Origin of the sequence: Burkholderia sp. 22PA0106 (assembly GCF_047497155.1) — a bacterium.
Taxonomy (GTDB): Bacteria; Pseudomonadota; Gammaproteobacteria; order Burkholderiales; family Burkholderiaceae; genus Burkholderia.
Map to the genome: position 1 here is coordinate 3,084,969 of NZ_CP163162.1, position 13,117 is coordinate 3,098,085.

Genomic DNA, 13,117 nt, shown 5'->3' on the forward strand with positions numbered 1-13,117 from the left:
GATAACAGTCCTTGGGAGGACAACACATGAACAACCGATCGACATCGCGCGCCGCCCTGGCCGCCTGCGCCTGCGCGGCGCTGCTTTCCGCCTGCGTGGTCGCCCCGGCGCGGCCGCCGCGCCCCGCTCCGGTGGTCGAGGTGGTGCCGGTGGCACCCGCGCCGGGCTATCACTGGGTGAAGGGGCATTACCGTTGGGAAGGCAACCATTGGGCGTGGATTCCGGGGCACTGGGTGGCCGCTTACTGACGTCGCGGCACGGCAGCGGGCGGCGCGATGCCGGCCGCTATCGCCCGCTGCCGCCCGCTGCCGGCCGGTTCGGTCAGCGCGCCACGCGCGCGTCGCGATCGGCCGGCCCGGCGGCCGTCTGCGCCGGTTGGCCGGCCGCCAGCGCACGAGCGCGTGCGGCCAGCGCGTCCATCTGCGCATAGCCGTTGTCCAGGCCGCTGTAGGTACGCACGATCCCGGCGGTCGGCAGCCCCAGCATGCAATCCTCCACGATACGGTTGCCGATCCGGTAGGTCTGGTGATGCGAGCTGCCGGTGCCGTGCACCATCAATTGCTCGACCGGCAGGCCGGCCGCCTTCGCGGCCTCCACGTAGTGGACCTGCGAGCCGGCATCCACATCGGTGTCCGAACCATCCGTGGTCACGAACATCCGGAAGCCCGGCATCGGATGCACGCGCGACAACTGGTCGATCGGATCCCAGACCCCCGATAGCGGCGTGCCTGTCCAGTCGCTCGACCGTCCGGCCGCGCGGGCCCGGTACACCACCGCGGTCACGCCCGACGACGACACCGCGCAGCGCACATCGCGCCGCTCGGCGATCAGCGAAGCCACCAGCCCGCCGCCACCCGACTGCCCCACCAGCCCGAACTCGGCGATGCCGTAGCGCGCCTTGATGCGATCCAGCGCGGCGTTCACCACCTCGGTTTCGTAGCGCGTGCGCCGGCGGTTCTGATTGCCGCTGCTGCCGTCCACGCCCGGGCGGGCGAGCGACAGGTACGGCGTGCCGCCGCGCTGCTGCTCCTGTTGCGCGGCTTCCAGCACGCGGCGCGGCGTCCACTTGCCGTAGTTCGCCGACGCGCCGCGCAGCGACAGCACATCGCCATCCATGAACACGATCGCGCGCGCCACCCGGCCGCTCGCGAACGCGCTCGACGGGAAATAGCGAATGCATTCGCCGAACTCGGGCCCTTCCACCCAGACCGCGTCGGTGGTGGCCGCGCACTGCTCCGGCGTGGATTGCGATCCCGTGCTGGCCTCGCCCGGCGAAAAATGATCGTCGAGGCCGTAATTCCGGACCGTCGACGCGCAGCCCGCGAGCAGTGCGATCGACAGCACGGCGGCCCCTCTCCCCAGCAGCTTCCCCGTTCTCATGGCTCTCCTTTTTGTTAGTGAGCGGCCGCTGGTGGCAGCGCCGCGCCGCCATGGTAACGGAAGCCGATCGCGTTAACGATCCTCCGGCGCAACCGCCCGAATCGCCGCGCTGAAGCGCGCATGCGCGGCCGGATCGACCGGCCGGTGCTTGACCGTGCCGCTCGCCGGATCGTTGCCGAGGAAGTTGCCGCCCTTCCAGTCCCTCGCCGGCCGCACCGGCCGCTTCTCGAAGCCACCGCCACAATTCGGACAGACGTTGTGCAGCACCTGATCGACGCACGACACGCAGAACGTGCATTCGTAACTGCAGATGCGGGCGTCGCGCGAATCGGGCGCGAGTGCGACGTTGCAGTGCTCGCAACTGGGGCGGATTTCAAGCATGGCGGGCTGCCTCGATCGAATGGAGTGAACGGTTTGCCGGCTGCGCAACAGCCACGGCGATGCGCCATCCTAACGAATCGGCCAGCACCGAAACAGCCCGAAACCTGACCGGCATGGAAAAAAAGATGCCACCATGCCGGCATCGTTTCCCTGGCTCGTCATCCGTCATGCAAAAGGCATCGCTCCCGAATCACGCCGGCTTGTCGCGCATCTTCCTGGTGCTGCCGCCGCGCGTCCATATCCTCGATCTGGCCGGCCCGTTGCAGGTGTTCGGCACGCTGCCGGAGCTGGGCATCGCGCCAGTGGAACTGCGTTGCATCGGGCCGCACAGCGAGTTGAAGAGTTACCAGGGGCTCGCGCTGACCGCGATCCATCCGCTGCCCGCGCGCCTGCGGCGCGGCGATCTGGTGGTGGTGATCGGCGCGAAGTTCGCGTTCGAGGCGGCGCCCACGCCGGCCCAGCGGCAGATCGTCGACTGGCTGCGCGCCGAGGTGCAGCCCCGGCTCGGCGAGGTCGCGCTGGCCAGCGTCTGCACCGGCGCGTTCCTGCTGGGCGCGGCGGGCCTGCTCGACCATCGGCCGTGCACCACCCATCATCACCATCTCGACCGCCTCCAGCAGCGCCATCCGCTCGCACGCGTGCTGCCGAACCGGATGCTGGTGGATGCTGGCCACGTCTGCACGTCGGCGGGCGTGTCGGCCGGCATCGATCTGGCGCTGCATCTGATCGCGCGGCACTTCGGGGCCGCCGTGGCCGTGCGCGTGGCGCGCGAGAACGTGGTGCCGTTCCGCCGCATGAGCCGCGATCCGGCGCTCGACCCGCCGCTACGCCATCGCGATCACGGCAACGCGCTGGTGCACGCCGTGCAGGATTTCCTGAGCGATCGCCCCGATTGCACGCTGCCCTACGACGAACTGGCCGCCCGCTTCGCGGTCAGCTACCGCCATCTCGCGCGAATGTTTCTTCAGGAGTGCGGCATGACGCTCAAGCAATATCAGCAGCAACTGCGGATCGCGCTCGCGCGCAGCTTGCTGAAGGGCGGCGATGCGCCGGTCGAGCGCATCGCCGAGCTGTGCGGCTTCGGCAGCGTGCAGGCGTTTCGCAGCGCATGGCGGCAGGAGGAAGCGCTGCCGCCCTCGCAATGGCGAGCCAACGCCGTTCGCAAGCCACACGCATTGCCGCTGCAGTGACACGGGCCGGCCGGTAGAATCGTCCGGCCCGGCGCAGGGCGGCAGGCTCGAACAGCCGCCGCCGCGCCTTACATGCGGCTTTCCCGGAGATGCCCATGCCTCGCCTTCGTCACACCCTCTGTGCCCTCGCGCTCACGCTGCCGCTGTGCGGCCTGGCCCGCGCCGACGTCATCGAATCCTGGAGCACGATCGCCACGCCCGCGCCCCCCGTGCTCAAGCCCGTGAGCGTGACCGACCCCGCCCACACCGCGCTGCTGCTGCTCGATTTCGACGTCAGCACCTGCAACGCCCAGGAGCGCCCCGATTGCGTCGCCTCGCTGCCGGCCGTCGCCAGGCTGTTGACCGAGGCGCGCGCGGCGAAGCTGATGACGGTCTACAGCCTGACCAGCACCGGCTCGCTCGCGGGCGTGCCGCCGGTGATCGCAGCCAAGGGCGACGAAACGGTCGTGCGCTCCGGCGTCGACAAGTTCCTCAACACCGATCTCGAAGCGGCGCTGAAGGCCCGCGGGATTCGCACCGTGATCATCACCGGCACGGTGGCGCACGGCGCGGTGCTGTACACGGCGAGCGAGGCGGCGTTGCGCGGCTTCCAGGTGATCGTGCCCACCGACGGCATGTCGAGCAAGGAATCGTTCGGAGAACTGTCGGCCGCGTGGGTGCTCGCCAACGCGCCGGCCGGCGTCAGCAAGAACACCACGCTGACGCGGGCGGCCATGATCGGGTTTCCGAATCATTGAGCGCACTGACCTCAACGGCCACCCTCAGCCGTTGAGCATCCGGCCGCCGTCCACCACGATCTCCGTGCCGAGCGTCCACGCCGATTCGTCGGCGGCCAGATACACCACCGCCTGCGCCACTTCCTCGGGCATGCCGAAGCGCCCGGCCGGAATCGAGCCGACGATCTGCTGATCGACCTGCGCGCGATACGCCTCGGGAATCCCGAGCTTGTCGTACAGCGGCGTATCCACCGGCCCCGGGCTGACCGCATTGACGCGCACGCCGCGCTCCAGCAGTTCGCTCGACAGCGTCTTCGACAAGTTAAGCAGCGCGGCCTTGGTGGCGGCGTACACCGACGAATTCGGCGCGCCCACATGCGCATTGATCGACGTGTTGAGCACCACCGAGGCCGGCTTCGCGAACACCGGCAGCAGCGCCTGCATCAGAAAATACGGCCCGCGCACGTTGATGGCGAACGACGCGTCGAACTGCGCCGGCGTCCACGCATCGAGCGGCTGCCACACCGATACCCCGGCATTGAGAAACGCCACGTCGAGCTGGCCGTAATGCGCCTTCAGCGTTTCGGCGAGCTGGCGTTGCGCGGCCACATCGGCCGAATCGGCGCACAGCGCGAGCACTTCGCCGCCGAGTTGCGCGCGGGCCTCGGCAAGGCGGTCGGGATCGGTGCCGGTGATGACGACGCGCGCGCCTTCGGCGAGAAACCGCTTCGCGGTCGTCAGGCCGATGCCGGTGGTGCCGCCGGTGATGAGCGTGCGTTTGCCTTGCAGACGGGACATGGTGCGACTCCTGATCGTGAGCGCCCGGCAGCGGATGCGCCGGGCCGAAACCGAAGCATGGACTCATGCTCGAATCACGATAAGACGGCCTCACTGCATATAATCCATGCTTCGATTGCATGAATGGAGAGGCGCAGCCCATGGACCGTTTCCTGTTGATGACCTGCTTCGCACGCGCCGTGGAAACGGGCAGCTTCTCGGCGGCCGCACGCGACCTGGGCCTCGGCCAGCCGAACGTGAGCCGCCACGTGGCCGCGCTGGAGGATCACCTGCAAACCCGCCTGCTGTCGCGCACCACGCGCCGGCTGGCGCTGACGCCCGAGGGCGAGCGCTATTACGCCGAGGCGCGCCGCATTCTCGATGCGGTAGCCGAATCGGAATCGTCGCTGCGCGACGAGACCGCGCCGGCCGGCTTGCTGCGGGTGGCCTGCCCCACCGCGCTGGCGCACGCGTTCGTGATGCCGCAGGTCGGCGCGTTCCTCGCGCGCTATCCGGCGCTGTCGCTCGACCTGCAGATCGGCGATCGTTACGTGAACCTCGTCGACGAAGGCGCCGAGCTGGCGATCCGCATCGGCCATCTCGAAGACAGCGCGTTGCGGGCGCGCCGCATCGGCCTGTTCGAGCGAGTCTGCGTGGCCAGCCCCGCCTACCTGCGCAAGCACGGCACGCCGCGCGACCCGGCCGGCTTGAGCGAGCACGATTGCATCGTCTACACGCTGCTGGCCTCGGGCAGCACCTGGCACTTTCGGGATGCCGAAATAACGGTGACCGGCCGGCTGCGGGTCAACTCGCCGCAAGCCGCGCAGGAAGCGGTGCTGGCCGGCATCGGCATCGCGCACGGGCCGGCCTGGCTGTTCGAGGAAGGCCTGGCGCGCGGCAAGCTCAAGCGCGTGCTGCGCGGCCACGAAGCGCCGCTGGTGCCGATCCAGATCCTCTACGCGGCCAACCGTTTGCTGCCCAAACGCGCGATCGTGTTCATGGATTTCATCGCCGAAACGTTCGCCCGAATCCCGGCGCTGAACGTCGCGGGCACCTGAGCCTGCACGCCGCCCCGCCCTTCGCCGCAGCCCTCGGGTTAACACCGCCTGCCGCGCGCGACGCTTTTCTGCCATAAAGCTGCCGGCCAGCCCGTGAATTCCGGAGCGAACCTCGTCCGGACGCGCTGGCAGCGAGACGACAGAAAGGAAAGAATCATGCGGCGGATGCCTTCGCTGATAGCGTTGCGTTTTTTCGAGGAGACCGCACATCACCTGAGCTTCAACCGCGCCGCGGCCTCCCTGTGCGTGACCCAGGGCGCCGTGAGCCGGCAGATTCGCCTGCTCGAGGAAAGCATCGGCGCGCAGTTGTTCGAGCGCGATCACAAGGGCGTCAAACTGAGCGCGGCCGGCTTGCTGCTGTTGCCGTTCATCGAGCAGGCGTTCGACACCATCGAGCGCGGCATCCTCGAAATCACCGCCGTGCAGCCGGGCCGCAAGCGCCGGCTGACCGTCTCGCTGCCGCCGACGTTCGCCACCCAGTGGTTCTCGCCACGCCTCGGTACGTTGTCCGAAGCGCTGCCCGAAGTCGATCTGTCGATCCGCACCGAACCCACCGACGATTGCCACTGCCATATCCGCTTCGGCCGCGCCGCGCGCGCCGACCTGCAATCGGAACGCCTGATGCTGGAGCGTCACGCGCTGGTGGGCGCGCCGCGCTATGCGGGCACACCGCTCGATGCGCTGTTCGGCAAGGTGCCCTCGCTGCACGTGCTGCACGAAGGCAAGCGCCTGACGCTGTGGGCCGACTGGTGCGCCAAGGCCGGCGTGCCGCTCGCGCGCATCGGCGACGGCATCGAGTTCTCGACGCTCGAACAGGCGATCCACGCCGCGCGCAAGGGCGCGGGGCTGGCGGTGGTCGATCTCGGCATGATCGAGGAGGAACTGGCCGAAGGCAGCCTCGTGCCGCTCTCGCCGGTGGAGGCGATCGGGCCGTTCGGCTATTGGCTCGACATCGCGCCGGCACGGCTCGGCGACGAGCTGGTGGTGGCGTTCATCGCGTGGCTGCGCACGCAGGCGGCGTTGCATCGCTGAACCTGCGTTGCGAGCGCACGCACGAAACCCGCGCGGCGGATTCGCATCCGCCGCGCGGGTTCGTCGGCTTGAACGCTACGGAGACCTGAACGGTTCCGTCACGCCCACTCAGTGGCTGCCCGACGCCTCGTCGAGCGTCAGGTGCTTGGTTTCGGGCGCCCACGCGATCGACACGATCATGCCCACCAGCAGCACGCCGGCCAGCGCGAACATCGTCACGTGAAAGCCGAGCGTCGCGATGCCCACCGGCAGCAGGAACGTGCCGATCGCCGAGCCGAGCCGGCTGCACGCGATCGCCAGGCCCACGCCGCAGGCGCGCACCTCGGTCGGGAAGCACTCGGGCGGAAATACCCCCACCAGGTTGCTGAACGCCGACATGGTCAGCGTGAACACGCCGAACGCCACGATCATCCACAACGCCGCCGAATGCGGCAGCACGGCCAGCGCCACCAGCGATGCGCAGCACACGGCGAACGAGCCGATCAGGAAACCGCGCCGCGACATCTTGATCGTCAGCCAGATGCCGATCACCGCGCCGAGCACCAGGAAGCCGTTCAGCAGCAGATCCGCGCCGAAGCCTTCGGACAGGCCGATCGCCTTCAGGATGGTCGGCAGGAACGTGTAGATCGCGAAATACGGAATCACCAGGCAGACGAAGAACGCGCAGTTGAACAGCGTGCGGCGGATCATGTCCGGGCGGAACAGCCGCGCGTAACCCTGGCTGGCGTGCGGCGCGTCGCTGCCGTCGAGCACGACGTGCGCGCCGAAATGCTTGGCGACGATCGCGCGCGCCTCGCCGGCGCGGCCCTTGCCGAGCAGCCAGCGCGGCGATTCGGGCGTGCCGAGCCGGGCGATCAGCACCACGAACGCCGGCAGCGCCGCCGAGGCCAGCAGCCAGCGCCACGCGTCGGGCGAGGCGTTGCCGTAGTAAAGGCCGAGCACGTTGGCCACCACGTAGCCCACCGTCCAGATCACGCTGAACGAGCCGAGCAGCGCGCCGCGATGCTTGCGCGGCGAGAATTCGGCGAGGATCGCGTGGCCCACGGTGAAATCGCCGCCCATGCCGATACCGATCACGATGCGCAGCAGCGCGAGCTCGGCCGGCGAGGTCACGAAGAATTGCGCGGCCGACGCCAGCACGATGATCACGAAGCTGGTCAGGAAGATCTTCTGGCGGCCCATGCGGTCGGACAGCCAGCCGAAAATCAAACTGCCCAGGAAGATGCCGATCAGCGCCGAGCTGCCGATCACGCCCATCCAGAACGCATCGAGCGGCATCTGCTTGCCGAGCGCGGCGAGCGCGTAGCCGATGGTGCCGAGCGTGTAGCCTTCGGTGAAATGCGCGCCGAACGTGAGCCCGGCGATCTTGATGTGGAAGCCGTTGAGCGGCACGTCGTCGAGCCGCACTTCCCGCTGCGGCGTGGCGGCGGCGCGCGCCAGCGGCGCCGCGCCGGGCACCGCGCCCGTTTGCACATTGAGTTGATTCAAGCTGCCTCCGACATTGTTGTGGTTGTGTGCTGCCTGCCCCGCCCGCTCGATGCGGAACGGGCGGCCGCGCCCGAAGGCACGGCCGCCCGCCGGCGGTTCATCGGCCGAGTCCGGCCATCATCAGATATTTCAATTCGACGTATTCATCCATGCCGTATTTCGAGCCCTCGCGGCCGAGGCCCGATTGCTTGACGCCGCCGAACGGCGCCACCTCGGTCGAGATGATCCCGTCGTTGATGCCGACCATGCCGCTTTCGAGCGCGGCCGACACGCGCCAGGCGCGGCCCAGGTCGCGCGTGTAGAAATACGCCGACAACCCGAACGGCGTGTCGTTGGCCGCGGCGATCGCTTCGTCTTCCGTAGCGAACCGGAAGCAGGCCGCCACCGGGCCGAAAGTTTCCTCCTCGGCGATCAGCGCGTCGGCGGCCACGTCGGCCAGCACCGTGGGCTCGTAGAACGTGCCGCCGAGCGCGTGGCGGCGGCCGCCCGTCAACGCCCGCGCGCCGTGGCCGGTGGCGTCGGCCACGTGGCGCTCGACCTTGTCGAGCGCGGCGGCGTTGATCAGCGGGCCTTGATCGACCTCGCCCGCCAGCGCGTTGCCCACCCGCAGCTTGCGCACCGCGTCGGCCAGCCTGGCGGTGAACGCGTCGTACACGCCGTCCTGCACCAGGAAGCGGTTCACGCACACGCAGGTCTGCCCGGTGTTGCGGAACTTCGACGCCATCGCGCCTTCCACGGCGGCATCGAGATCGGCGTCGTCGAACACGATGAACGGCGCATTGCCGCCCAGCTCCAGCGAAAGCTTCTTGAGCGTATCGGCCGATTGTTGCGCGAGCAACTTGCCGACCCGCGTCGAGCCGGTAAACGACAGCTTGCGCACCACCGGCGAGGCCGTCAACGCGCCGCCGATCGCCACCGCGTCGCCCGACACCACGTTGAACACCCCGGCAGGGATGCCGGCGCGCTCGGCCAGCACCGCCAGCGCGAACGCCGACAGCGGCGTTTCCTCCGACGGCTTCAGCACCATCGTGCAGCCGGCCGCCAGTGCGGGGCCGGCCTTGCGGGTGATCATCGCGAGCGGGAAATTCCACGGCGTGATGGCGGCCACCACGCCCACCGGCTCCTTGGTCACGATGATCTGCGAGTTCGGCTTCGGGCTCGGGATCACGTCGCCGTACATGCGCTTCGCTTCCTCGGCGAACCATTCGAAGAAGCTGGCGGCGTAGCCCACCTCGCCCTTCGCCTCGGCCAACGGCTTGCCCTGCTCGCGCGTGAGCAGCTCGGCCAGCGCGTCGCGGTGTTGCAGCATCAACTCGCCCCAGCGCTTGACGCGCGCGCCACGCTCCTTGGCGGTCAGCGCGCGCCAGGCGGGCCACGCGCGTTCGGCGGCGGCGATCGCCTGCCGCGTTTCGGCCTCGCCGCCGCGCGCCACCTGCACGATGGTCTCGCCGGTGGCGGGGTTCAGCACCGCGTAGGTGGCCTCGCCCGGCGCCGCTTCATGCCATTCGCCGCCAATGTAATGGCCGCGCTTCAGAAATTCGCTCATCGTTCTGATTCCTTATGAATGGGCGGTGTGCCTCAGGCGGCTTCCGGCACCGACGAGAAATCGCCGGCGAATTCGCCCTGCGCCGGGCGCGATTCGCGCGCGATGCGGCGGCCCGCCGTGTAGTCGTTGATCAGGTCGCACGGCGTGTAGTTGCGCTCCAGCTCGTACAGTTCCTCGGCATCGAGCCGGGTATCGAGCGCGGCCAGCGCGCTGTCGAACTGCGCCACCGAATCGGCGCCCACCAGCATGCTCGACACGCCCGGGCGGCCCAGCACCCAGGCCTGTGCGACCTGCGCCGGCGCGACGCCGCGGCGGCGCGCCACGGCGGCCACCGATTGCGCCACGGCCAGCGAGGCCGGGTCGCCGTACATTTGCGCTGTGAAGAAATCGGTCTGGTTGCGCGTGGATTGCGCGTCGCAAGTCAGCAGGCCGCGCGCGAGCGGGCTGAACACCGACACGCCCACGCCCTGGTCCTGGCAATACGGCACCATCTCGCGCTCTTCCTCGCGGTAGGCGAGGTTCAGTTGCAACTGCATGTTGATCGGCTTGGCCCAGCCATTGCGCTCGCACGCCTGCATGATCTTCGCGAACTGCCACGTGTACATGGTCGACACGCCGATATAGCGCGCCTTGCCCGCGCGCACGATGTCGTTCATCGCGCTCATGGTTTCCTCGACGGGCGTGTTCACGTCGAAGAAATGCAGCATGTAGATATCGAGGTAATCCATGTCGAGGCGCTTGAGCGAGCCGTCGATGCCGTCGAAGATGTGCTTGCGCGAATGGCCGCCCGCGTTCGGATAGGCGCCCATGTCGTAGCCCACCTTGGTGGTCACCACGATTTCCTCGCGGCGCGCCGTGCGCTTCAGGATGCGGCCCACCACTTCCTCGCCCACGCCGGTCGAGTAGAAATCGGCCAAGTCGATGAAATTGACGCCGGCATCCAGCGCGCGGCGCACGATCGGCTCGCTTTGCGCCTCGTCGAAAATCCACGGCTTCCATTGCGGCGTGCCCATGTTCATGGTGCCGAGGCACAGGCGGGAGACCTTCAGGCCGGACTGGCCGAGGCGGACGTATTCCATGTTTCCTCCAGGGGGCGGCTCGGGTCGGCCGCGTGCTGTCTGTCGTCTTGATAAGGGATGCGTAGGAACGGGGCGCGCGTTCAGCCCTGCTTCGGCGTGTAGAACGGGTTCGACACGGCGCGTGCGGCGGCGAACACCGTGTCGCGGTTCGGCAGGCCTTCCATCGCCGCGACGATCGCGTTGCGGCAGGCGCGGTAGTTGTTCTCGAACACGGCGTCGAGGTTGTCGGTTTGCGGGTTCACCCAGTTCGCCGTCACCACCACCCAGTCGTTTTCGGCTTCGGGCGGCAGCGTGCCCTGCTCCAGCGCCTCGGCCACGGCCTTGGCGATGCCGGCCTGCGACGCGCCCCAGGTGGCGTTGCCGTGGAAATCGCTGCCGATCTGCGCCTTGTTCACATAGAGCGTGAGCGGCTTGGTCGGCACGCCCGGCTGCGCGATCACGACGAACGGTGCATGGCCCGCCGACGGCGTCGCCAGCGCGGTCGAGAACGCCTGGCCGGCCGGGCCTTCGCGCGGGCCGATCAGCACGTTGATGTGCGCCAGGTTCACGCCGGGGCCTTCGAAGCCTTCGCCGATATAGAGCGACTTGCGGGAGGGTGCGGTCATTGCGGTGTCTCGTCGATCAGTTTGAAGTGCGCCGATTATCGGCAGCGCCCTCGCCGTGCATGAAGCGATGTTTCCTGATCGGCGGCTATGAGCCGGCGTCATATCCGGGGGACTACCGATGGCCGCACAACGATGGCGGCGGGACGCGCTCGCAAACCGGCTTCGGGTATAGTCCGGCTACATCAAACCCGCGCCGCGCCGGCGGCTCACACGACCATGCGCATGATTGTCAGGCTTTGGAAAGCCAACAAGGGATTCATCGCCTTCCTGCTGTTGATGGTGGTTTTCCGCAGCGCGGTGGCCGACTGGAACGTGGTGCCGAGCGGCTCGATGCTGCCGACCATCCGGATCGGCGACCGCATCCTGGTCGACAAGCTCGCCTACGACGTGCGCGTGCCGTTCACGCATATCCGCCTCGCGCACCTGCACGACCCGCAGCGCGGCGACATCGTCACGATCGATTCGGCCGCCGCGCACGAGCTGCTCGTCAAGCGCCTGATCGGCCTGCCCGGCGACACCATCGCGATGCGCGACAACGTGCTGATCATCAACGGCAAGCCCGCGAGCTACCGGCCGGTGGGCGCGAACCTGCTGCGCAGCGATGCCGGCTCGCCCGGCGAATACCTGGCCGAGAAGATCGGCGGCCCCGCGCACACGGTGCGGCTCTCGCCCGACGCGCCGAGCCCGCGCGATTCGTTCGCACCGATCGTGGTGCCGCCCGGCCAATACCTGATGCTCGGCGACAATCGCGACAACAGCGCCGATTCGCGCTACTTCGGCTTCTTCCCGCGCGACGAGATCATGGGCCGCGCGCGCCGCGTGGCGTTCTCGCTCGATCCGGAGCGCGACTATCTGCCGAGGCTCGATCGCTTCGGGCGCAAGCTGGATGCGCCGCTGGGGTGAATTTCAAGCCTGGGTTGAAATCCAACTCGAAGTCCGACCCGCGCGGCTGAATCGCCGCGCCGTTTTCCTTTTCGCGTCCCGTTCATGCGCACGCCAATACGTTCCATCGCCGCCATCGCACTGTTGAGCAGCGCCCCCGCCGCGTTCGCGGCCTGCGGCGCGGCACCCTCGCGCTGCGACGGCAACCCGCCCTTGCCCGCTGCCGTGCAGAAGCTGATCCCGGCCGGCTACACGGTGCTCGACCACCTGGCCGGCGCGCTGACCGATGCGGGGCGCAAGGATTATCTGGTGGTGGTGCATCGCGAGCCGGACACGCAGCAGCAGGCGTCGGTGCGGCCGCTGCTCGTGATCACGCAGAATGCCGACGGCACCTACACGCTGGCCGCGCGCAATGACAGCGTGGTGATGAAGGCGGACGACGGCGGCATTTCCGGCGACCCGTATCTCGATCTCGACACCAACGGCCTCGCGATCAAGAACCGCTATTTCTCGGTGCAGAACGGCGTGGCCGCCGGGCCGAACCACTGGAGCGACAACATCACGTTCCATTACGATCCGGCGCGGCGCACGTGGCTGTTCCATCAGGAAATCGTTCACAACAGCGAGATGAACCCCGACCCCAGCCCGAATGCCGAGGCGCTGCTGCCGGACCACGCCACCGTCACGCGCGCGGACCGCAACAAGCCGGTGTCGTTCGACGCCTGGCGGCCGAAGCACTAAAGCCCGCCTTTCCAACATCGTCAGCCATCCGAAATAATCGAATCGGCGATTCGAAAGCGAATTTCTCACAGTGCGGCACACGCGTTGCCGCACTGCAAAAAACCAATCAGGACTTCCACACAACGGCTATTGTTTGGTGATATAAATCGCTACGCAATTCCGATCCCATGTGGCTGAATTGGTAAAAAATGAAAGATTCGAGAGACCTTCCCCTGCCCTCCCGCTGACTCCGTCTGCATCGC

At 68.2% G+C, this 13,117-nt stretch carries 14 protein-coding genes; 7 read left to right on the forward strand and 7 right to left on the reverse strand.

Going from position 1 to position 13,117, the window contains the following annotated elements; translation table 11 throughout:
* Positions 1 to 26: 26 nt before the first annotated feature.
* Positions 27 to 248, forward strand: coding sequence for a hypothetical protein (locus tag AB4850_RS13300; RefSeq protein ID WP_414440276.1), 222 nt, complete (start codon positions 27 to 29; stop codon positions 246 to 248).
* Between the two features lie 73 nt (positions 249 to 321).
* Here AB4850_RS13300 and AB4850_RS13305 read toward each other — a convergent pair whose 3' ends face one another.
* The gene (locus AB4850_RS13305) at positions 322 to 1,380 is read right to left on the reverse strand and encodes an alpha/beta fold hydrolase (protein ID WP_414440277.1); all 1,059 of its coding nucleotides are present in this window, start codon (positions 1,378 to 1,380) and stop codon (positions 322 to 324) included.
* Positions 1,381 to 1,452: 72 nt separating this feature from the next.
* The gene (locus AB4850_RS13310; RefSeq protein ID WP_414440278.1) at positions 1,453 to 1,761 is read right to left on the reverse strand and encodes a DUF1272 domain-containing protein; all 309 of its coding nucleotides are present in this window, start codon (positions 1,759 to 1,761) and stop codon (positions 1,453 to 1,455) included.
* A gap of 167 nt (positions 1,762 to 1,928) precedes the next feature.
* Between AB4850_RS13310 and AB4850_RS13315 the strand changes: the two genes are divergently transcribed.
* The gene (locus AB4850_RS13315) at positions 1,929 to 2,951 is read left to right on the forward strand and encodes a GlxA family transcriptional regulator (protein ID WP_414440279.1); all 1,023 of its coding nucleotides are present in this window, start codon (positions 1,929 to 1,931) and stop codon (positions 2,949 to 2,951) included.
* Between the two features lie 95 nt (positions 2,952 to 3,046).
* Entirely contained in the window at positions 3,047 to 3,688 is a 642-nt protein-coding gene (locus tag AB4850_RS13320; RefSeq protein WP_414440280.1) for an isochorismatase family protein, read from the forward strand.
* A 24-nt stretch (positions 3,689 to 3,712) separates the two neighbouring features.
* Here AB4850_RS13320 and AB4850_RS13325 read toward each other — a convergent pair whose 3' ends face one another.
* Positions 3,713 to 4,465, reverse strand: a complete 753-nt coding sequence (locus AB4850_RS13325) for an SDR family oxidoreductase (protein WP_414440281.1) — start codon at positions 4,463 to 4,465, stop codon at positions 3,713 to 3,715.
* A 140-nt stretch (positions 4,466 to 4,605) separates the two neighbouring features.
* On the opposite strand from AB4850_RS13325, the gene AB4850_RS13330 reads away from it, so the two are divergent.
* On the forward strand, positions 4,606 to 5,502 hold the full coding sequence (locus tag AB4850_RS13330; RefSeq protein WP_414440282.1) for a LysR family transcriptional regulator: 897 nt from the start codon (positions 4,606 to 4,608) through the stop codon (positions 5,500 to 5,502).
* Between the two features lie 156 nt (positions 5,503 to 5,658).
* Positions 5,659 to 6,534 carry a LysR substrate-binding domain-containing protein gene (locus tag AB4850_RS13335; RefSeq protein ID WP_414440283.1) on the forward strand — a complete coding sequence of 292 codons (876 nt, stop codon included), beginning with the start codon at positions 5,659 to 5,661 and terminating at the stop codon, positions 6,532 to 6,534.
* Between the two features lie 108 nt (positions 6,535 to 6,642).
* Here AB4850_RS13335 and AB4850_RS13340 read toward each other — a convergent pair whose 3' ends face one another.
* From AB4850_RS13340 to fae, 4 genes are all read right to left on the reverse strand, one after another.
* Entirely contained in the window at positions 6,643 to 7,992 is a 1,350-nt protein-coding gene (locus AB4850_RS13340; protein ID WP_414442023.1) for an MFS transporter, read from the reverse strand.
* A gap of 127 nt (positions 7,993 to 8,119) precedes the next feature.
* Entirely contained in the window at positions 8,120 to 9,568 is a 1,449-nt protein-coding gene (locus tag AB4850_RS13345) for an NAD-dependent succinate-semialdehyde dehydrogenase (RefSeq protein WP_414440284.1), read from the reverse strand.
* A gap of 32 nt (positions 9,569 to 9,600) precedes the next feature.
* On the reverse strand, positions 9,601 to 10,647 hold the full coding sequence (locus AB4850_RS13350; RefSeq protein WP_414440285.1) for an aldo/keto reductase: 1,047 nt from the start codon (positions 10,645 to 10,647) through the stop codon (positions 9,601 to 9,603).
* Positions 10,648 to 10,727: 80 nt separating this feature from the next.
* On the reverse strand, positions 10,728 to 11,252 hold the full coding sequence (gene fae / locus AB4850_RS13355) for a formaldehyde-activating enzyme (RefSeq protein WP_414440286.1): 525 nt from the start codon (positions 11,250 to 11,252) through the stop codon (positions 10,728 to 10,730).
* Between the two features lie 216 nt (positions 11,253 to 11,468).
* Between fae and lepB the strand changes: the two genes are divergently transcribed.
* Both lepB and AB4850_RS13365 read left to right on the forward strand, forming a co-directional pair.
* Positions 11,469 to 12,155 carry a signal peptidase I gene (lepB, locus tag AB4850_RS13360; RefSeq protein ID WP_414440287.1) on the forward strand — a complete coding sequence of 229 codons (687 nt, stop codon included), beginning with the start codon at positions 11,469 to 11,471 and terminating at the stop codon, positions 12,153 to 12,155.
* 84 nt (positions 12,156 to 12,239) lie between these two features.
* Positions 12,240 to 12,875: a hypothetical protein gene (locus AB4850_RS13365; RefSeq protein WP_414440288.1), complete on the forward strand. Its 636-nt coding sequence runs from the start codon at positions 12,240 to 12,242 to the stop codon at positions 12,873 to 12,875.
* The last annotated feature ends 242 nt before the right edge of the window (positions 12,876 to 13,117 follow it).

Coding starts and splice junctions, on each gene's coding strand:
- AB4850_RS13315 (WP_414440279.1), top strand. CDS start 1,929: ATGCAAAAGGCATCGCTCCCGAATCACGCCGGCTTGTCGCGCATCTTC.
- AB4850_RS13305 (WP_414440277.1), bottom strand. CDS start 1,380: ATGAGAACGGGGAAGCTGCTGGGGAGAGGGGCCGCCGTGCTGTCGATC.
- AB4850_RS13345 (WP_414440284.1), bottom strand. CDS start 9,568: ATGAGCGAATTTCTGAAGCGCGGCCATTACATTGGCGGCGAATGGCAT.
- AB4850_RS13310 (WP_414440278.1), bottom strand. CDS start 1,761: ATGCTTGAAATCCGCCCCAGTTGCGAGCACTGCAACGTCGCACTCGCG.
- fae (WP_414440286.1), bottom strand. CDS start 11,252: ATGACCGCACCCTCCCGCAAGTCGCTCTATATCGGCGAAGGCTTCGAA.
- AB4850_RS13330 (WP_414440282.1), top strand. CDS start 4,606: ATGGACCGTTTCCTGTTGATGACCTGCTTCGCACGCGCCGTGGAAACG.
- AB4850_RS13335 (WP_414440283.1), top strand. CDS start 5,659: ATGCGGCGGATGCCTTCGCTGATAGCGTTGCGTTTTTTCGAGGAGACC.
- lepB (WP_414440287.1), top strand. CDS start 11,469: ATGCGCATGATTGTCAGGCTTTGGAAAGCCAACAAGGGATTCATCGCC.
- AB4850_RS13365 (WP_414440288.1), top strand. CDS start 12,240: ATGCGCACGCCAATACGTTCCATCGCCGCCATCGCACTGTTGAGCAGC.
- AB4850_RS13300 (WP_414440276.1), top strand. CDS start 27: ATGAACAACCGATCGACATCGCGCGCCGCCCTGGCCGCCTGCGCCTGC.
- AB4850_RS13325 (WP_414440281.1), bottom strand. CDS start 4,465: ATGTCCCGTCTGCAAGGCAAACGCACGCTCATCACCGGCGGCACCACC.
- AB4850_RS13350 (WP_414440285.1), bottom strand. CDS start 10,647: ATGGAATACGTCCGCCTCGGCCAGTCCGGCCTGAAGGTCTCCCGCCTG.
- AB4850_RS13320 (WP_414440280.1), top strand. CDS start 3,047: ATGCCTCGCCTTCGTCACACCCTCTGTGCCCTCGCGCTCACGCTGCCG.